Origin of the sequence: Amycolatopsis rhizosphaerae (genome assembly GCF_007713715.1) — a bacterium.
GTDB classification, from domain to species: domain Bacteria; phylum Actinomycetota; class Actinomycetes; order Mycobacteriales; family Pseudonocardiaceae; genus Amycolatopsis_E; species Amycolatopsis_E rhizosphaerae.
Genome location: NZ_VJWX01000092.1, coordinates 1 through 18,007, shown reverse-complemented (window position 1 = coordinate 18,007; position 18,007 = coordinate 1). Strand labels below are relative to the sequence as shown.

Sequence of the window (18,007 nt, the reverse complement as noted above, 5' to 3'; positions counted from 1 at the left end):
GACTTTGCCCGGGCCCTGGCCGGTTGGCCGTGAGGGGTCCCCTCACGGCCAACCGGCGGCCTCTCGACGGACTGATATACCCCGGGGGGTACTATGGAGGCAGTTCCCGGAGGATGGAGGACAGCATGTGCCAGCGAACCACCTGTTCCCGCTGCCAGAAGCCGACCTACCGAGGCTGCGGCCGCCACGTCGAGCTGGTGCTCGCCGACGTGCCGAAGTCCAAGCGGTGCTCGTGCGCATCCGAGCCGCAGGCCCGCAGGTCCTGGTGGCCCTTCGGCCGGCGCTGAGCGCCGCCACCCGATGAATCTCCTGCGACGCCGCATCGCGGCGCCCATCGGCGGACTCCTCGTCTTCGCCGGTTACGGCGCCGCGATCGGCGGCTTCACCCATCCGCTGCCCTGGTGGTGGTATCCCGTCTGGCTGGCCGCCGCCACGGCGTCCGGCTGGCTGCTGGGCAGTTATGTCGACCCCGCCGGCGGACTCGTGCGCGGCTGTTCGCAGTGCGCCCGCCTGGCGGTCGTCGCCGTCCCCGTCGCGGCACTGCTGGCGCGCACGGGCACCCTCGCGGCCGCGGCGTGCTCCCTCGGCGTCCTCGCCTTCGGCCTGGTGCAGCGGATCCGCTCCGCGGACGCGTGCACTGTTCCCGCACCGCCCCGCCGTCACCGTAGTTAGGCAAGGTTTTCCTGTCCACGGAAGGACTTTCGTCCCGAAAGCCAGGTCACAGCAAAAGGACAAACGGGACCGCTTGCACCCCCATCGAGGCGTGCGTACCGTGGATTTCATACCCCCAGGGGTACAAGCAGAGTTGCTCGCCCAAGGAGACCCCTCGATGGCACAGCCCTTCCCCACCGGCCGCATCCTCATCGTGGGTGGCGGTACCGCAGGACTCACCGTCGCCGCCCGCCTCCGGCGGGCAGGCGCGAATGACGTCACCCTGCTCGACCCGGCCACGACGCACTACTACCAACCCTTGTGGACACTCGTCGGCGGCGGACAGGCCGACGTACGGCGCACCGGCCGCCCCGAGGCCGGGCTGATCCCCCGGGGCGTTCGCTGGCTGCGCGAGGCCGCCGCCACGTTCGAGCCCGACCGCAACCTCGTCGTCACCGCCGGTGGCCGCGAGCTGTCCTACGACGCGCTGGTGGTCGCCCCCGGCCTGCAACTGGACTTCGACCGGGTGCCCGGACTCGAAGAGGCCCTCTCCACCGGCCCGGTCAGCTCCAACTACCGCGCCGACCTCGCCCCGCGCACCTGGGAGCTGATCCGCAACCTGCGCTCGGGCACGGCGCTGTTCACCCAGCCCGCCGGCGCGATCAAATGCGGTGGCGCGCCCCAGAAGATCGCCTACCTGGCCGCCGACTACTGGCGCAAACAGGGCGTGCTCGACGACATCCGCGTCGTGTTCGTGCTGCCCGACCCGGTGATGTTCAAGGTCCCGGTGTGGGCCGACCAGCTGGAGAAGGTCGCCAGGAACTACGGCATCGAGGTCCGCCGCTCCAGCGAACTGGTGTCACTGGACGGCCAGGCCCGCACGGCCGACATCGTCGACCACGCCGCCGGGACGAAGGAGACCCTCTCCTTCGACCTCGCGCACGTCGTACCGCCGCAGAGCGCGCCCGCCTTCGTCAAGGCCAGCCCCCTCGCCGATCCGGGCAACCCGTCCGGCTATGTCGACGTGGACCAGTACACCCTGCGGCACAAGCGGTTCGGCAACGTGTTCGCGCTCGGCGACGTGGCGAACCTGCCCACCTCCAAGACCGGGGCGGCGATCCGCAAGCAGGCGCCGACGGTCGTGGCGAACCTGCGCGACGTGCTGTCCGGCCGGGAGCCGGAAAAGCGTTACGACGGCTACACCTCCTGCCCGGTGGTGACCGCCAGGAACCGGATGCTGCTCGCGGAGTTCGGCTACGACCTCGAACCCGCCCCGAGCATTCCGTTCATCGACACCACGAAACCGCGGCAGGACATGTGGCTGCTCAAGCGTTACGGCCTTCCCGCCATGTACTGGCACGCCATGCTCAAGGGTCTCGTCTGACCACTTTGGAGGATCGACCATGTTGTTCACGCAGTACTACCTCGACTGCCTTTCGCAGGCTTCCTACCTGATCGCCGACGAGGGCACCGGACGTGCCGTCATCGTCGACCCGCGCCGCGACATCTCCGAGTACCTCGCGGACGCCAACGAGCGCGGGCTGCGCATCGAAGGGGTCATCAACACCCACTTCCACGCGGACTTCATCTCCGGCCACCTTGAGCTGGCGGCACAGACCGGTGCGTGGATCGGTTACGGGCAGCGGGCCTCCGGCGCGGAGTTCCCGGTCCGCAAACTCGCCGACGGGGAGCGCATCAGCCTCGGCGACGTGACGCTGCAGATCATGGAGACCCCGGGGCACACCCCCGAGTCGATCAGCATCCTGGTCTACGAGCACGCCGACGACGAGGTGGCCTACGGGGTGCTCACCGGGGACGCGCTGTTCATCGGCGACGTCGGCAGGCCCGACCTGCTCGCCTCGCTCGGGGTCACCGCCGACGAGCTGGGCCGCATGCTCTACGACAGCGTGCACCACAAGCTGATGGCCCTGCCCGACGACGTCCGGGTCTTCCCCGCGCACGGCGCCGGTTCCGCCTGCGGCAAGAACCTGTCCACCGAGCGGCAGTCCACCATCGGCATCCAGCGGCTGACCAACTACGCCTGCGCGCCGATGAGCGAAGACGAGTTCCTGGCACTGGTCACCGAAGGCCAGCCTTCCGCGCCCGGGTACTTCGGTTACGACGCGGTGCTCAACCGCAAGGAGCGCGGCCTGTTCGACCTGGCAGGGCACCTGCGGGCGCTGGACGCCGAGGAGTTCCTGGCGCGCAGGGCGCAGGGCGCGGTCGTACTCGACACGCGCGATCCGCAGGAGTTCGCCGCCGGGCATCTGCGCGGCTCGCTCAACGTCCCGGCCGACGGCCGGTTCGCCGAGCGGGCGGGCATGGTGGTCGAGCCGGGCAAGGACATCCTCGTGGTGGCCGCGGAGGAGAACGTCGAGGAGGTCGTCACCCGGCTGGGCCGGATCGGCCTGGACACGGTGGTGGGCTACCTGCGCGAGCCGGAAGCGGCGTTCACCGGAATCCCCGGTGAGCTCACGCGGGCCGGCAGGCTCACCGTGACGGAACTGCGGGAAGTGCTCGACCGGACCCCGGCGCCGGCCCTGCTCGACGTGCGCAACACCGGCGAACTGGCCGGTGGCGCGATCGAGGGCGCGGTGCACATCCCGCTCGCCGAACTCCCCCGGCGACTCGGCGAGGTTCCGCCGGGACCGGTCGTCGTCTACTGCGCGGGCGGAACCCGGTCCTCGATCGCGGCGAGCGTGCTGCGCGCGGCGGGGCACGCCGATGTCTCCGACCTGATCGGCGGGTACGGCGCCTGGGAACAGGCCCTCGCGCACGCCTGACCGGCGCGCGCTTACAGCCCCCGCCCGGTTCTCCCTCCCGGGCGGGGGCACTGCCTTCACGACACCCGCGAATTCGCCGACCGTTCACCCGCCCGACAGCAAGGTCTCCGACCGCGATCCCTTGCCGCATAACGATTTGTTCCAGCCGGTTCGGTAGTCGGAATATCACTTCCACCTCGGCCCGGAAGCGGCGACACTGGGCACCATGACCTCAACTGGTGGTGCCGGAGACACGCTCGGCGTGATCTCCGACCCGCGACCGGCCGACACCCCCTGGCCGGTCATGTCCTGGCCTCCCGCACCCGAACTGCGACTCCACGACGGGCTGGTGGAACTGACCCAGCTCGATCCCGAACGCGACACCGAAGCCCTGTTCGCGGTGCTCGACCACGATCCGGTCTGGCGCCACCTGGCCGCCCGGCCCGACAGCGCCGCGGACTACGCCAAAAGCTTCGAGCAGGCCAGGCAGGCGGGGCGGGTGCCCTGGCTCGTCCGGCTGCTCGAGCCCTGTGCCGGGCTGCCCGCGGGCAGCGTCGTCGGCACTTCGTCCTATTTGGACGTTTCACCGCACGACGCGCGGCTGGAGGTGGGCGGCACCGCCTACACCCCGGCGGTCTGGGGCACCGCGGTCAACCCGTCGGTGAAGCTGCTGCTGCTCACCCACGCCTTCGAGGTGTTCGGCGCGGGCCGGGTGCAGCTCAAGACCGACGTCCGGAATGTGCGTTCCCAGCGCGCCATCGCCCGGCTCGGCGCCCGGCGCGAAGGCACCCTGCGCCGCTACCAGCGCCGCGCCGACGGCAGCGTGCGCGACACGGTGCTGTTCTCCATCACCGCCGAGGACTGGCCCACCGTGCGGGCCGCGCTGCGGGACCGGATCGGCTGATCCACCGCCCGGCGCCGCTATTCGATGGTGTCACCGAGGGATTCCAGCAGGACACGCAACCTGTCCGAGAGCTCGGCGCGTTCGGACTCGTCCAGCGCGCCCAGCAACCGGTGCTCGTTGGCGACGTGGTCGGGCAGGGCCCGGTCGATCAGTGCCCTGCCCTCTTCGGTGAGTTCGACGAGTACCCCTCGTCCGTCGGCCTCGTTGGGGGTGCGGCGCACCAGCCCGCGCCCCTCGAGCCGGGCGAGGCGCTGGCTGACCCCACCCGAGGTGATCATGGTCGAGCGCATCAGCTGCTTGGGCGTGAGCCGGTGCGGCGGATCATTGCGCCGCAGAGTCGCCAGCACGTCGAAGGAAGGCTCGTCGAGCCCGTGCACGGCGAAGGTCCGGACCAGTTCGGCGTCGATGAGCCGAGTGAGCCGTCTGAGCCGCCCGATCACACCCATCGGCGACGCGTCCAGGTCCGGACGCTGCTTTCCCCACTGCTCCAGCACACGGTCGACGTGATCCGCCATCAGCACAGCTTAGGGCGCACCGACCCGCTGTGACCCACGACACAAGGCAAACTGTCTTAGCGCTGAGATAGATTGTCTTAGTGCTAAGCAATCGAGGGGCCGTCGTGCTGACGACCGCGCTGGCCCCCGCGGTCTGGGGAACCACCTACCTGGTCACCACCGAACTCCTGCCGCCCGGCAGGCCGCTGCTCGCGGCGCTCGCCAGGGCCCTGCCCGCCGGAATCGTGCTCGTCGCGCTCACCCGGCGACTGCCGAGCGGGCAGTGGTGGTGGCGCTCGCTCGTCCTGGGCACGCTCAACATCGGTGCCTTCTTCGCCCTGCTCTTCATCGGGGCCTACCGGCTGCCGGGCGGGGTCGCCGCGACCATCGGCGCACTGCAGCCCCTGCTGGCCGCGGGACTGGCCACCGGCCTGCTCGGCGAACGGATGACCCTGCGCACCACCCTCGCCGGACTCGCCGGCGTCCTCGGCGTCGGCCTGCTGGTGCTGCGGGCCACCGCCCGGCTCGACGCGCTCGGACTGGCGGCCGCAGTGGGCAGCGCACTGGTGATGGCCACCGGCGTCGTGCTCAGCAAACGGTGGCGTTCGCCCGCCCCGCTGCTGGCCACCACCGGCTGGCAACTGGTCGCGGGCGGGCTCGTGCTGCTCCCGGTCACCCTGCTGGTGGAAGGGCCGCCGCCCGCCACCATCACGACGGCGAACCTCGCCGGGTACGCCTACCTCACCGTCGTCGGCGCGATGCTCGCCTATCCGCTGTGGTTCCGGGGAATCGGTGCGCTGCCCACCACCGGCGTCACCTTCCTCGCCCTGCTCAGCCCGGTGGTCGCGACCGCGCTCGGCTGGCTCGTGCTCGGCCAGTCCCTCACCCCGCTGCAGGCGGTGGGCGCCGTCATCGTGCTCGCCGCACTCGTCATCGCCCAGCTGAAGCCCGCCCAGCGGCGGCAACCACTCGTGGAGGTCTGACCATCATGCGCATCGCCGTGTTCGGAGCCGCGGGAAACGTCGGCAGCCGCGTGGTCACCGAGGCGGCCGCTCGCGGCCACGAGGTGACCGCCGTGGTACGAAATCCCTCGCGGGCACCGGATCTGCCCGCCACGATCGTCACCGGTGACGTCTCGGACAGCAGCCGGGTCGCCGCTCTCGGCGCCGGGCACGACCTCGTCGTCACCGCCACCCGGCCCGCGCCCGGACGGGAACCCGAACTCGTCGCCACGACCGAAGCGGTGCTCGCGGGCCTGCGCGGCACCGGGATCCGCCTGCTGGTGGTCGGCGGGGCCGCCAGCCTCACCGTGCCCGGGACCGGCGGCGCGACCGTCGTCGAGGATCCGGGCTTCCCGGCGGAGCTGCGGGGCATCGCGCTCGCGTGCGCCCGGCAGTTCGAGCTGTGCCTCGCCGAGCGGGAGGTGGACTGGACCTATCTCAGCCCGCCCGGCCTGCTCGAACCCGGCCCGCGGACCGGCCGGTACCGGCTGGGGCGCGACGAACTCGTGGTGGACGGGCAAGGGGTCTCGGCCATCTCGATGGAGGACTTCGCGGTCGCCCTGCTCGACGAGGCCGAAAACCCGCGCCACCGCGGCATCCGTTTCACCGTCGCCTACTGAGCACCACGGTTCGGCGGAAAGCCGTGAGGGGTCCCCTCACAGCCTTGTCGACTGTGAGGGGACCCCTCACGGGAATCGCGGCAAGGTGTCAGCGACGGGCCGGGAGGACTTCCCAGGTCACGTTGTCGCCGTGCTGCTGCGTCCAGAACAGCCGCCAGCCGTTCGCCAGCGGGGTGGGCACCTGGGCGCCGAGGAGTCCCCGCGGCGAGGCGTCACCGTTGGACAGGTGGATACCGGTGATCTCGTTGTCCCCGTCGTTCTGGAAACCGCTGTAGGCACCCAGAGCCGAGTCGAGGGTCGCGGAGGCGTCGCGGCCCTCGGCGAGGAACCGCACCGGCTGGGCGCCGTGGGCGTAGTCGGCGTTGAGGTCGAACAGGTAGCCCGAGTCCAGCAGCCCGCGCTGCGCGTGCAGGGTGTCGCCGGCGTCCTCCACGAAGGCGATGTGGTTCGCGTCGACGAAGGTCACGTTGTCCAGCCCGGAGTGCTCCTTGTCCCCGTTGTACACCAGGGAAAGCGTGCCGGTGTCGGCCTTCGGGTCGGTCTGGGCCAGCTTGAGCACACCGCCCCAGCCACCGAAACCGTTGTTCGCCGTGGAGTCGGTGTTGGTGTCACCGGTCTCGTCGAAGTAGAACTCGCGGAAACCGGTGCCCGGGCGGAACTGGCCGTTCTCCGGACGCTTGAACGGAGTCGCCTTCGCCGCCTTCGCCAGCGCGTTGGCGTCGAACGCCTGCCCGGAGGGGTCGGTGGCGGTGTCGTGCAGCGTCACCCAGCGCGTGGTGAACGTCTTGCCGTAGGTGTGCAGGTCCTTCATGTCGTCGGTGAAGGCACCGCCGGTCGGGTGCGCCGCGTCGATGCCCTGGAAGGCGATCGGCGTTCCGGTGCGGGCGGAGACCACCTGCAGGGCCTGCAGCCTGCCGTGCTTGAGGTCGCCCTTCTCGGCGGGCACGAAACGGTACACGAAGCTGTTGGGCAGCTTGGCCTTGTCGCCGGGCACGGTGGTGCCGCCGGAGTCCTCGACCAGCCACACGTTGCCGGCCGAGTCGTTCTGGACGCCCTCGTAACCCGCGCGACCCAGCGCCGCCGAGATGTCCTCGACCTGTGCGTTGGGACCGGTGGTGGACTGCCACACGCCGCCGGCGTTGCCGTTTTCCGCGGTGAACAGCAGGCGCTGCACCCACGGGTCCCAGGTGGAGCCGTCGAAGGTCGGCAGCGCGGTGCCGTCGGTGGTGGTCGTGGCCAGCAGCGTGACCCGGTGCGCCGCGTCGGCGTCCAGGTTGATCCGGGTGATGTACCCGGACTTGCCCATTTCGTGGCCCTGGAACAGGAAGTGCGTGCCGTAGTCGTAGTGCGGGTCGGCGCCGCGCTGACCGCGCAGCACGAGGTAGGTGTTCTTGTCGGGCTCGGTCTTCGAGGCCTCGACCTGGTGTCCCTTGGCGGGCAGGTCGCCGGGCGCGGCCACGAACGGGCCGTCGCCGCGGTAACCGTAGTACGGCACGTCGGCGGTGCCGTTCTCCAGCTTGAGCGAGCCCTGCGCGACGGCCTGCTCCACCAGTTCCGGCGAAAGGACGTTGGGGGCGCTCATCCCGGTGGCCTTCGCGTTGGCCGCGACCCCGGTCAGCGCGAGACGGAAAGCGTCGTCACCGTCGTGGCCGTGCCTGTCCTGCGCGAACGCTCCGGCGGCCACCACCCCGCCCAGGGCCACCGAGCCCGCGACCCCGATGATCCCCGCGCGGGTGACCATGCGCCTGTTGAATCTCATCGACCGGTGCCTCCAGAGAGAACGAAACGGAAAAACCAAACAGGCGCATTCAAATCCGGCCAAGACACGCGAACGGGACCCCATGGTGACAAATCCGCGTACAGCGGTGGAACAAATCGTGTAGCCGGAAAAGAAACCGACCAACAGTACGGTTGGTGAAGATGTGACGAACATCCGGACGAATCGGACGTCACCGGTTTTCTATCGGATCTCTTCCTCGATCGGGAAGAGGATCGGGCTGAGCAGGTACTGCGCACGGCCCGGCACCGGCTCGTTGCCCAGCCTGGGCACGATCGCGGCGCGCAACTCGGCGATGAGCGCGGCGAGCTCCTCACCGTCCAGCCAGAGCGCGTGCTGCCGGTAGCCCACCGAGTCGGCGACGGGATCCGAGGCGTCCCGGTCGAGGTAGGCGCCGAACTCCGCGATCAGGATCGCCATCGCGGCGGCGAACACCCGGCGGTGCTCCTCCTTGGACACCGAGGACACGGCCTCGTCGCCGATCACCGCGCGCTCCCGCCTCAGCCGGTAGTGCCTCTCGACCGCACCGTGCACGCGCTGCTCGGCGGCGACCTCCAGGACTCCGGCGTCGGCGAGACGGCCGACGTGCCGGTACACCGTCGCCTTCGACACGTCGTGCATCCGCGAACTCAGCTCGGCCGTGGTGAGCGCGCGCCCGCCGGACAGCGCGTGCACGATGCGCAGCCGCACCGGATGCACCAGCAGCTTCAACGAGTCCACCCCGAGATGTTCTCACATCTGCTACCGTTCGCAAAGTTGAGAATACAACGGAGGGAAGGCACGATGTCCACACCGATCCCGGTAACCGCGATCGACGAGGAACCACCACTAGGGAAGCGATACCCGGCCCGAGGACGGCGGTTGTGGCTGCACCGCTCGGGGGAGGGCGGGCCGAGCGTCGTGTTCCTGCCCGGCGCGGGCCTGTTCGGCCTGCATTTCCTGAACGTGCAGGAAAAAACGGCGAAACTGACCACGAGCGTGCTCTACGACCGCGGCGGCACCGGATGGAGCGAGCCGGTCGCCCTGCCTCGCAGCGCGAAGGACGTCGCCGCCGAACTCCGCGAACTGCTGCGGGCCGCCGCCGTACCCGCGCCGTACGTCCTGGCCGGGCACTCACTGGGCGCGTTCTACGCCCGCCGCTTCGCGCAGCTCTTCCCGGAGGAGGTGGCCGCCCTGCTCCTGCTCGACCCCGGGCACGAGGACATCTTCGACTTCATGCCGCCCGAAGCCGCGGAGCTGAACGAGAAGATGAAGCCGGACCTCGCGACGCTTCCGGAACCGACCGCCGCACAGTTCGAGGCCTCCCGCGCGGCGCTGGACGGCGTGTTCGCGGAGTGGCCGGAGGCGGTGCGCGAACCCCTGGTCACCGCGCAACTCGCCGCCTGGCGCACCGCGGTCCTGGAAACGCTGAACTTCGAGAGCGAACTCTACGACGAGTTGCGGGACGGCGGCGGCCTTCCCGATGTCCCGCTGATCGTCTACACGGCGATGGGCCGAAATCCCTACTGGGCGCAGTTCGCCTCCGAGGAGCTGGAACAGGCCCTCCACCAAGGGATCCACCGGATGCACGCCGCCATCGCCGCCTCCGTGCCCCGCGGCGAGCAGCGCGTCCTCGCCGACGCGCCGCACCAGTTCCTCCACGTGAAGCACGCGGACGAGATCGTCCGAGCCGTCACCGACCTGCTGCACCGGTCGGCCTGACGGGCGCGGCCGGGGATCAGGCGGTGGTGCCCAGGATCCGGGCGGCGATCATCGCGATGTCGGCGCTGGAACGCTCCGGGGTGCCGCTGGGCCGCATGACGTGGCTGAGCACGGCCCGGACCAGCAGGTCCGTCGCCGCTTCGAGCTCGTGCTCGGACAGCGGCACGGTGTAGGCCGTGAGCCGGTCGCGCACCACCGCCTTCGCGGTGGCGATCAGCGCCTGTGACTGGGTGGTCAGCAACGGCAGCAGATCGTTGTCGCTGCCGTGCGAGGCACTCACCACGGCCCGCAGCAGCGGATTGTCCCCGGCGAACTCGAGGACATTGCGGCAGGCGTCGCGGATCGCGGCCACCACGTCGCCCGGATTCGCCTCGAACGCGCTTTCCACCAGGACGAGGAAGTTGCGCAGTTCGGCGAGCACCATCTCCTCGGCGAGCTTCTGCTTCGAGCCGATCTCGTTGTAGACGGTCTGCCTGCTGACGCCGATCAGGTCGGCCAGCTGCCCCATCCGCACCGACGACCAGCCGGTCTCGCAGGTCACCTTCGCGGCGGCCCGCACGATCTGCGCCCGCAACGGAACGGTGGTCTCACCGCTGTCCAGGCCCCGGACGGTCGTGGTGAACTGGCTGGTCACTGCTGCTCTCGTGCTTCTTCCCGGTCGGTGTGCCCGTCCACTCGTCCCGCTCGACGATGCGACGGCGATACTTCATGATGTCACGCGGCCGGTCGACGGTCAGCGCCCCGACGATCCGGTCCCCCCGCCGGTACAGCGCGGCGAACCCCTTCCGCTCGGGCTCGGCCGTGCACACCTCGTCCGCGACCGGGGTGCCGACGAACTGCAGGCGATGGCCGTACCAGTCGGACCAGAAGTAGGGCACCGAGTCCAGCGGCCGCGCCGACGCCGGGTCGAGCGCGTGCCGTGCCGCCGCGGCCCCCTGCTCCGCGGCGTTCGTCCAGTGTTCGAGGCGCATCAGGTCCCCGTCGAAGAGCGGGTTCACCGCGTGCGCGACGTCCCCGGCCGCGTACACGCCCGGCGCCCCCGTCCACAGGGTCGCGTCGCACACCACTCCCCCGTCGCGCTCGTGCAGCCGCAGCCCGCTGCCGTCCAGCCAGCCGGTCGCGGGGAGCGCGCCGATCCCGGTCACGACGAGGTCGGCGGGCAGCACCGTCCCCCCGTCGAGCCGGACCCCGGTCACCCGCCCGTTCTCGGCTTCGATGCCCGCCACGCCGGTGCCGAGCCGCAGATCCGTGCCGCCCGCCCGGTGCAGTCCGGCGCACACGGTTCCGGCCACCGGCCCGATCGACCGGGTCAGCGGCAGGTCGAGCGCCTCCACCACGGTCACGGCCAGGCCGCGCTTCCTCGCCGCCGACGCCACCTCGGAGCCGATGAACCCGGCCCCGATCACCACCGTCCGGGCCCCGGCGTCCAGTGCCGCCCGGATCGCCACCGCATCCGAGACCGTGCGCAACGCGTGCACGCCCGCGATGCCCTCCCCCGGCGGGAAGGGGCGCGGGCCGGCCCCCGTGGCGATCACCAGCGCGTCGTAGGGCACCGGGCGCCCGCCGACGACGACCTCCCGTTCCGCGAGGTCGAGCGCTTCGGCCGGGGTACCGAGCCGCAACTCCACGCCCAGTTCCCCGGTGAGTTCGTCCGCATCGCGGAACGGGGTCACGACACCTTCGTGACCCGCGTCCAGGAACGCCTTGGACAGGGGCGGCCGGTCGTACGGGAGGTGCTCCTCCGCGCCGACGAGGGTGATCCGGCCGGTGAACCCGGTGCGCCGGGCCGATTCCACCGCGCGAAGCCCCGCGAGCGAGGCGCCCACCACGACCAGTCGCTCCACGCCGTCAGTCCTTCAGGCTCAGGGCCAGCACCGGGCAGGCGTCCACCGCCGCGGCGAGTTCGGTGCGGTGTTCCTCGCCCGGGTTCTCGTCGAGCACGACCATCGTGCCGTCGTCCTGAACCTCGAAGAACTCGTGCGCCATCGCCTCGCACATGCCCAGGCCCTCGCATTTGGCCCGGTCCACCACGATCTTCACGTCATCGCCTCCGCTCGGTCATGCTTCGGGCTCGAAATCGATCTTTTCCCGCACTCCGCAGTCCGGGCAGCACCAGTCGTCGGGCACCTCGTCCCAGCGTGTGCCCGCAGGGAAGCCTTCGCGCGGCTCCCCGGTGGTCTCGTCGTAGCGGTACTCGCAGCCGGGACAGACGTACGCGCTCACGCCGCCCTCCCCGTCGCGTAGCGGGCGAGCACCTTCTCCCGCTTGCGCGGGGAAATGTTGGCGCGGCCGATGTCGCCGTCGAAGTGCGCCAGCACGCGCGGGTCCATCACCTTGCGCCACAACGGCGGGAACAGCGCGAGCACGATCATCCCCGCGTAGCCGGTGGGCAGCACCGGGGACTCCTCGAAGTCCCGCAACGTCTGGTACCGGCGCGTCGGATTGGCGTGGTGGTCGCTGTGCCGCTGCAGGTGGTAGAGGAGCACGTTCGTCGCGATGTTGTTGGAGTTCCAGCTGTGCGACGGGTCGACGCGCTCGTAGCGGCCCGCACCGTCCGGCCCGGTCCGGCGGCGCAGCATCCCGTAGTGCTCCATGTAGTTGACCACTTCGAGCAGGGAGAAGCCGACCACCGCCTGGATGATCAGATAGGGCAGGATGCCCACGCCGAACACCGCGACCATCGCGGCCCACAGCACCGCCGACATCAGCCACGCGTTGAGCACGTCGTTGCCGAGCCGGAACGGGTGCCGTCCGTGGCGCGCGTAGCGCTTCTTCTCCAGGCCCCACGCGCTCTTGAGCGAACCCCAGACCGTGCGCGGCCAGAACTGGTAGAAGTTCTCGCCCACCCGGCTGCTCGCCGGGTCTTCGGGGGTGGCGACGCGGACGTGGTGCCCGCGGTTGTGCTCGATGTAGAAGTGCCCGTAGAAGCTCTGCGCCAGCGCGATCTTGGACAGCCAGCGCTCGTGGCTTTCCTTCTTGTGACCGAGTTCGTGGGCGGTGTTGATGCCGATACCGCCGATGCAGCCGATGGAGATGGCCAGGCCCACCTTGTCGGCCACGGACAGCCCCCCGTGCGTGATCACCCAGAACGCCGCGACGAACCCGGCGTACTGGATGGGCAGGAACAGGTAGGTGATCCAGCGGTAGTACCTGTCCTTCTCCAGCGCCTCGATCACGTCGTCCGGCGGGTTGGCCCGGTCGAGGCCGACGAGCAGGTCGATGGCCGGGACGACCACCAGGATCACCACCGGTCCGATCCAGTACCAGATCCCCCAGCCGGTGAGCCGGTGCATGCCGAGCGCCACGAAGGCGAGTGAGGGCACGACCAGGCCGATGAGCCAGAGATACCGCTTCCTGTCACGCCACTGTTCGGTCGACCCCGCTGGGATCGTCCCGGATGAGACCGCCGTCACCACGTCCTCCTCGCTGAGCCGCTTTACAAAAAGATAGACACTGTAAAGCGACTTTGACAAGAAGGAGTTTTTTGTAAAGCGCCGTCGCGTTCAGGAGGACTCGACGTGCGCCGACACCCACTGGTTCAGATCGCGGCGGAGGATCGCCGCCGCCATCAGATCCGGGAACAGGTCCGGGGTGCACGCGAAGGCGGGCACCCCGAGCGCGTGCAGCGCGGCGGCGTTCTCATGGTCGTAGGCGGGCGCGCCGGAGTCGGACAGCGCGAGCAGCGCCACCACCTGCACCCCGGACTCGACCAGGGCACGGGCCCGGCTCAGCAGCTGCTCGCGGACCCCGCCCTCGTACAGATCGCTGATCAGCACCAGCACGGTTTCCGACGGCCTGGTGATCTGGGACTGGCAGTAGGCCAGCGCGCGGTTGATGTCCGTGCCCCCGCCCAACTGCGTCCCGAACAGCACCTCCACCGGATCGTCGAGCCGGTCGCTGAGGTCCACCACCGCGGTGTCGAAGGCGACCAGCCGGGTCCGCACCGTGCGCATCGAGGCCAGCACCGCGCCGAACAACCCGGCGTAGACCACCGACTCCGCCATCGAACCGGACTGGTCGATGGCGAGCACGATCTCCCGCTGCACCTGCCGCTGCCGCCGCCCGTACCCGATCACCCGCTCCGGGATGATCGTGCCCAGTTCCGGCGAGTAGTGCCGCAGGTTCGCCCGGATCGTGCGGTCCCAGTCGATGTCGCCGTGCCGCGGCCGCCGCGTCCGGGCGGCCTTGTTCAGCGCCCCGGTGACGGCGGCCCTCATCCGCTCCCCCAGCCGCGCCTCCAGCCGCTCGACCACGGTGCGCACCACCTGGCGCGCCGTCTGCCTGGTCTGCTCCGGCAGCACGGCGTTGAGCGACAGCAGCGTGCCGACCAGGTGGACGTCCGGCTCGACGGCGGCCAGCAGCTCCGGCTCCAGCAGCATCCTTTCCAGGCCGAGCCGGTCCAGCGCGTCCCGTTGCAGCACCCGGACGACGGTGTTCGGGAAGTACCGGCGGATGTCCCCCAGCCAGCGCGCCACCTTCGGCGCCGAACCGCCGAGCCCGGCGCCACGCCGGGCCCCGTCCCCGCCACCGTCGTAGAGCGCGGCCAGCGCACCGTCGAGCGCGCCGTCCGCGGCCGACAACGCGACGCCGGTTCCGTCGGCCGCACCGTCGGCGCCGCCGCCCAGCACCAGCCGCCAACGGCGCAGCCGCTCCGCTTCCCCGATCATGCCTGCCCTCCCGGTCCCGGAACTGTCCACAAACGACAAGCTGCGGTCATCACGGCACCCCCAGCAGCGCGGCGACCACCGGCAGCGCGGCCTCGGCCCGGACGGTGTCGTACGGCTCGCCCTCCGGCCCGCCCGTGGGGCCGCCGGGGGCGGCGGGGACGGATCCGCCACCGCGGCGCAGGGCGGCGGCCCGCTCCCCGATGGTCCGGCGTTCCGGCCCGGCGAAGGCGCCGAAGGTGCGCCGCAGCAGCGGAAGCACCTCGGTGAACCGGTCCGGCGGGATCGCCGACAGCCATTCGTCGACCAGCCCGAGCAGCCGGAGGTCATGGATCAGCAGCACCGCGCCGCCGGTGAAGAACCCTTCCACGTACCCGGCCGCCCGCTCCGGCGCCACGCCCGGCGTCAGCGCCCGGCCGAGCCGCAGCGCCACCTCCGGCACCGCCAGCCGCTCCGCGTCCAGCAGGAGCCGGGTCAGCCGCCCGGCGAGCAGCGGCGACAGCCCGTCCTGACCGGCCAGCCGGGACACCGCGTCGAGCCAGCGGTCCCGCGCATCATCGGGCAGCAGCCCGGTTGCCTCGTGCACCCCGTGCACCAGCTCGACCAGCTTCGCGGTGGCCTCGTCGTCCAGCCCGCGGGCCGCGGTGGCGAGTCCCGCGCAGATCCTGGCAAGCAGATGCCCGGCGACCGAGCGCACGGCGGTGGTGTCGGTACCCCGGACGTCGCCATACCGCCCGGCCCTGGCCAGCGGTGGCAGGGCCGCCATCAACTGCGCCACATCGGCGCCACCGGCCGCCAGAGTGTCCACAGCGGACAGTACTTCGGGCAGGACGCCGGGCAGCCCCGCCACCAGGCAGCTCTCCACCGCGCCGGTGACCTCCGCCAGCACCTTCGCCTCGGCCGCCTGCCCCCGCACCACACCGGTCGCCGCGGCGAGCACCGTCGTGCCGTGCCTGCCCGCCACCACCAGATCCACCTCGAACTCCGGGCGCCAGCACAGCGACCAGCTTTCCCGGAAGGAGCCCGTGCCACGGCGGGCCCCGGGCGCGGGCACTCCCCACGGCACGCCGAGCACGGCCAGCCGGTGCAGCAGCCGCGACCGCTCGGCGTCGGTCTCCTTGCGCAGGTCGAGGTCCAGTTCCCGGTGCAACGCGTCCCGTTTCAGGCGCAGCCGCCGGGCGATCGCGAGCAGATCGGCCACCAGCGGCGACTGCGGCACCCCGGTGGGCACCTCGCCGAGCCGCTCCCCCACCACGAGGCGGCGGGTCACCAGGTCGAGCAGCACGTCGTTGCCGCCACAGAGCACCGACCTCGTCGCCTCGGTGACCTCGGCCAGTCCGGGCAACGGCCGGTCCCGCAACGCGGCCAGCGCCTCGGCGAGGCGAACCGCCTCGATCACGTGCGCGGAGGAAACCGGGAGGTCCTCCTCCCGCAGCACCCTCGCGACCCGCGTCAGCCAGTGGGCGGTCACCTGCCCCGTCGTGCCGAACAGGTGGTCGTACCAGCCCGGCGAGCTCACCCCCGCGCCGTACCCGCCCGCACTGGCCAGCCTGCCGTGCGTCCACGGCACCCAGGTGCAGGCGACCCTGTGCTTCGGCAGCTCGCGCAGCAGCGCGCGGTCCGCGGTGGCCGGAGGCAGGGGCCCGGTCAGTGCCGGGACGTGCCAGGCCCCGCAGACCACCGCGATGGTGCCGAACCCGGCCTTCATCGCCTTGCGCAGCACGGTGCGCATGTACGCCTCGCGCCGCGCCTCGAACAGCCGCCCGGGGCCTTCGGCGCCCCCGGCCCCCGATCCGTCCGTTGTGGACGATCCCCGCAGGGCCCGCATGGCCTCGGCGATCACGCCGAACGGCGAGGTGCCCTCGAGGCGGTGCTCGACGATGTCGTCCCACCAGCGTTCCGGATCGTCGTAACCGCCCGCCGCCGCCAGTCCGGCCAGTGGATCGGCGGACCGGCCCGCCCGCTCCTCCGGTTCCCGGGCGAGTTGGTGCGCCGCGGGCAGATCGCAGAACCACACCGGCACCGCGGCCTCCACGGCGTACCGGATCGCCTGCCACTCGGGACTGAACACCGCGAACGGCCAGAAAGCCGCGCGCGAGGGATCGTCCGTGGCGTAGGCGAGCAGCGCGACCGGGGGCCGCAGCGCGGGATCGGCGGCGGCCAAGAGCACCGCCTCGGCCTCCGGCGGCCCCTCGATCAGCACCACGTCGGGCCGCAGCTCGCGCAGGCGGGCGGCCACCGCACGGGCCGAACCGGGGCCGTGGTGGCGGATGCCGAGCAGCTCCACCACCGGCCGCGGCGCCGCCGCCGCAGTCCGGTCGTTCATCCCGCGAGTTCCCGGCAGGCCCGGTAAAAGTCGGCCCAGTCGTCGCGCTCCCGCACCACCGTCTCGAGGTACTCAGACCACACCACCCGGTCGGCCACCGGATCCTTCACCACCGCGCCGAGCAGCCCCGCCGCGACATCGTGCGGACGCAGCACGCCGTCGCCGAAATGGGCCGCCAGCGCGAGCCCGCCGGTGACGACGCTGATCGCCTCGGCCGTGGACAGCGTGCCGGACGGCGATTTCACCGCGGTGCGCCCGTCCTCGGTGCGACCGGCCCTCAGCTCCCGGAACACGGTGACCACCCGCCGGATCTCGGCCAGCCCGGCGTCCGGCACCGGCAGCGCCAGCGACCGGCCCAGCTCACCGACCCGCCGCGCCACGATGGCGACCTCGTCATCCACCGAATCGGGCAGCGGCAGCACGACCGTGTTGAACCGGCGGCGCAACGCGCTGGACAGCTCGTTGACGCCCTTGTCCCGGTCGTTGGCGGTGGCGATCACGCTGAACCCCGGCCGGGCCTGGACGTGCAGGCCGAGCTCCGGCACCGGCAGGGTCTTCTCGGACAGGATGGTGATCAGGCTGTCCTGCACGTCGGCCGGTACGCGGGTCAGCTCCTCGACGCGCGCCACCTTGCCGTCGGCCATCGCCCGGTACACCGGGCCGGGCACCAGCGCCTTCTCACTCGGCCCCTCCGCGATCAGCCGCGCGTAGTTCCAGCCGTAGCGGATGGTCTCCTCACCGGTGCCCGCCGTGCCCTGCACGACCAGGGTGGAATCGCCGCTGATCGCCGCCGCGAGATGCTCCGAGACCCAGGTCTTGGCCGTGCCCGGCACACCGAGCAGCAGCAGGGCGCGGTCGGTGGCGAGGGTGGCCACCGCGACCTCGACCAGCCGCCGCGGCCCGAGGTACTTCGGGGTGATCGCGGTGCCGTCCGGCAGGGTGCCGCCGAGCAGGTAGCGCACCACCGCCCAGGGCGACAGCCGCCAGGACGGCGGGCGCTCCCGATCGTCCGCGGCGGCCAGCGCGGCCAGCTCGTGCGCGTACGCCTGCTCGGCGAAGGGGCGCAGCACGGTCTCGGTCATGACAACTCCTCGTACAGTTCGCGGC

Annotated in this window: 17 protein-coding genes and 1 pseudogene; 8 read left to right on the top strand and 10 right to left on the bottom strand. The window is 71.4% G+C overall.

The annotated features are described in order from the left end of the window. The first annotated feature begins 125 nt into the window (after positions 1–125). From FNH05_RS38000 to FNH05_RS12145, 5 genes are all read left to right on the top strand, one after another. Entirely contained in the window at positions 126–287 is a 162-nt protein-coding gene (locus FNH05_RS38000; RefSeq protein WP_186382511.1) for a hypothetical protein, read from the top strand. Positions 288–300: 13 nt separating this feature from the next. Next, the gene (locus tag FNH05_RS12160; RefSeq protein WP_144587516.1) at positions 301–672 is read left to right on the top strand and encodes a hypothetical protein; all 372 of its coding nucleotides are present in this window, start codon (positions 301–303) and stop codon (positions 670–672) included. A 157-nt stretch (positions 673–829) separates the two neighbouring features. Further along, the gene (locus tag FNH05_RS12155; protein ID WP_144587514.1) at positions 830–2,035 is read left to right on the top strand and encodes an NAD(P)/FAD-dependent oxidoreductase; all 1,206 of its coding nucleotides are present in this window, start codon (positions 830–832) and stop codon (positions 2,033–2,035) included. Between the two features lie 19 nt (positions 2,036–2,054). Then, entirely contained in the window at positions 2,055–3,434 is a 1,380-nt protein-coding gene (locus FNH05_RS12150; RefSeq protein WP_144587512.1) for an MBL fold metallo-hydrolase, read from the top strand. Positions 3,435–3,639: 205 nt separating this feature from the next. Further along, on the top strand, positions 3,640–4,317 hold the full coding sequence (locus tag FNH05_RS12145) for a GNAT family N-acetyltransferase (protein WP_222426585.1): 678 nt from the start codon (positions 3,640–3,642) through the stop codon (positions 4,315–4,317). Between the two features lie 17 nt (positions 4,318–4,334). Here the strand turns inward: FNH05_RS12145 and FNH05_RS12140 are convergent, their stop codons facing one another. Next, entirely contained in the window at positions 4,335–4,832 is a 498-nt protein-coding gene (locus FNH05_RS12140; RefSeq protein ID WP_144587510.1) for a MarR family winged helix-turn-helix transcriptional regulator, read from the bottom strand. Positions 4,833–4,912: 80 nt separating this feature from the next. Between FNH05_RS12140 and FNH05_RS12135 the strand changes: the two genes are divergently transcribed. Next, positions 4,913–5,794 carry an EamA family transporter gene (locus FNH05_RS12135; protein ID WP_144587508.1) on the top strand — a complete coding sequence of 294 codons (882 nt, stop codon included), beginning with the start codon at positions 4,913–4,915 and terminating at the stop codon, positions 5,792–5,794. A gap of 5 nt (positions 5,795–5,799) precedes the next feature. Then, positions 5,800–6,432 (top strand): NAD(P)-dependent oxidoreductase, encoded by a 633-nt coding sequence (locus FNH05_RS12130; RefSeq protein WP_144587506.1) that lies wholly within the window; start codon positions 5,800–5,802, stop codon positions 6,430–6,432. A gap of 88 nt (positions 6,433–6,520) precedes the next feature. Here FNH05_RS12130 and FNH05_RS12125 read toward each other — a convergent pair whose 3' ends face one another. Both FNH05_RS12125 and FNH05_RS12120 read right to left on the bottom strand, forming a co-directional pair. Continuing rightward, on the bottom strand, positions 6,521–8,191 hold the full coding sequence (locus tag FNH05_RS12125) for a PhoX family protein (RefSeq protein ID WP_246127677.1): 1,671 nt from the start codon (positions 8,189–8,191) through the stop codon (positions 6,521–6,523). A gap of 201 nt (positions 8,192–8,392) precedes the next feature. Next, on the bottom strand, positions 8,393–8,929 hold the full coding sequence (locus FNH05_RS12120; RefSeq protein WP_144587504.1) for a helix-turn-helix domain-containing protein: 537 nt from the start codon (positions 8,927–8,929) through the stop codon (positions 8,393–8,395). 63 nt (positions 8,930–8,992) lie between these two features. Between FNH05_RS12120 and FNH05_RS12115 the strand changes: the two genes are divergently transcribed. Beyond that, positions 8,993–9,910 carry an alpha/beta hydrolase gene (locus FNH05_RS12115; protein WP_144587502.1) on the top strand — a complete coding sequence of 306 codons (918 nt, stop codon included), beginning with the start codon at positions 8,993–8,995 and terminating at the stop codon, positions 9,908–9,910. A gap of 16 nt (positions 9,911–9,926) precedes the next feature. On the opposite strand, the gene FNH05_RS12110 is transcribed toward FNH05_RS12115, so the two are convergent. From FNH05_RS12110 to FNH05_RS12075, 7 genes and pseudogenes are all read right to left on the bottom strand, one after another. Continuing rightward, the gene (locus tag FNH05_RS12110) at positions 9,927–10,544 is read right to left on the bottom strand and encodes a TetR/AcrR family transcriptional regulator (RefSeq protein ID WP_342781548.1); all 618 of its coding nucleotides are present in this window, start codon (positions 10,542–10,544) and stop codon (positions 9,927–9,929) included. After that, a complete protein-coding gene (locus FNH05_RS12105) occupies positions 10,498–11,754 on the bottom strand; it encodes an NAD(P)/FAD-dependent oxidoreductase (protein WP_144587500.1) in 1,257 nt (418 codons plus the stop codon). The genes FNH05_RS12110 and FNH05_RS12105 overlap by 47 nt, the downstream gene beginning before the upstream one ends. 4 nt (positions 11,755–11,758) lie before the next feature. Next, on the bottom strand, positions 11,759–11,950 hold the full coding sequence (locus FNH05_RS12100) for a ferredoxin (RefSeq protein WP_144587498.1): 192 nt from the start codon (positions 11,948–11,950) through the stop codon (positions 11,759–11,761). A gap of 18 nt (positions 11,951–11,968) precedes the next feature. Next, a pseudogene (locus FNH05_RS12090) lies at positions 11,969–13,323 on the bottom strand (fatty acid desaturase). A gap of 90 nt (positions 13,324–13,413) precedes the next feature. After that, positions 13,414–14,577: a VWA domain-containing protein gene (locus tag FNH05_RS12085; RefSeq protein ID WP_144587492.1), complete on the bottom strand. Its 1,164-nt coding sequence runs from the start codon at positions 14,575–14,577 to the stop codon at positions 13,414–13,416. A gap of 49 nt (positions 14,578–14,626) precedes the next feature. Next, entirely contained in the window at positions 14,627–16,900 is a 2,274-nt protein-coding gene (locus FNH05_RS12080) for a DUF5682 family protein (RefSeq protein WP_144587490.1), read from the bottom strand. Continuing rightward, complete coding sequence (locus FNH05_RS12075; RefSeq protein ID WP_144587489.1) at positions 16,897–17,982, bottom strand: ATP-binding protein; 1,086 nt, start codon at positions 17,980–17,982, stop codon at positions 16,897–16,899. The genes FNH05_RS12080 and FNH05_RS12075 overlap by 4 nt, the downstream gene beginning before the upstream one ends. Between the last annotated feature and the right edge of the window lie 25 nt (positions 17,983–18,007).

Bases quoted from the DNA above. Each gene is read 5' to 3' on its own strand.
- FNH05_RS12085 (WP_144587492.1), bottom strand. From the start codon at position 14,577: ATGATCGGGGAAGCGGAGCGGCTGCGCCGTTGGCGGCTGGTGCTGGGC.
- FNH05_RS12140 (WP_144587510.1), bottom strand. From the start codon at position 4,832: ATGGCGGATCACGTCGACCGTGTGCTGGAGCAGTGGGGAAAGCAGCGT.
- FNH05_RS38000 (WP_186382511.1), top strand. From the start codon at position 126: ATGTGCCAGCGAACCACCTGTTCCCGCTGCCAGAAGCCGACCTACCGA.
- FNH05_RS12155 (WP_144587514.1), top strand. From the start codon at position 830: ATGGCACAGCCCTTCCCCACCGGCCGCATCCTCATCGTGGGTGGCGGT.
- FNH05_RS12160 (WP_144587516.1), top strand. From the start codon at position 301: ATGAATCTCCTGCGACGCCGCATCGCGGCGCCCATCGGCGGACTCCTC.
- FNH05_RS12125 (WP_246127677.1), bottom strand. From the start codon at position 8,191: ATGAGATTCAACAGGCGCATGGTCACCCGCGCGGGGATCATCGGGGTC.
- FNH05_RS12080 (WP_144587490.1), bottom strand. From the start codon at position 16,900: ATGAACGACCGGACTGCGGCGGCGGCGCCGCGGCCGGTGGTGGAGCTG.
- FNH05_RS12145 (WP_222426585.1), top strand. From the start codon at position 3,640: ATGACCTCAACTGGTGGTGCCGGAGACACGCTCGGCGTGATCTCCGAC.
- FNH05_RS12130 (WP_144587506.1), top strand. From the start codon at position 5,800: ATGCGCATCGCCGTGTTCGGAGCCGCGGGAAACGTCGGCAGCCGCGTG.
- FNH05_RS12150 (WP_144587512.1), top strand. From the start codon at position 2,055: ATGTTGTTCACGCAGTACTACCTCGACTGCCTTTCGCAGGCTTCCTAC.
- FNH05_RS12115 (WP_144587502.1), top strand. From the start codon at position 8,993: ATGTCCACACCGATCCCGGTAACCGCGATCGACGAGGAACCACCACTA.
- FNH05_RS12075 (WP_144587489.1), bottom strand. From the start codon at position 17,982: ATGACCGAGACCGTGCTGCGCCCCTTCGCCGAGCAGGCGTACGCGCAC.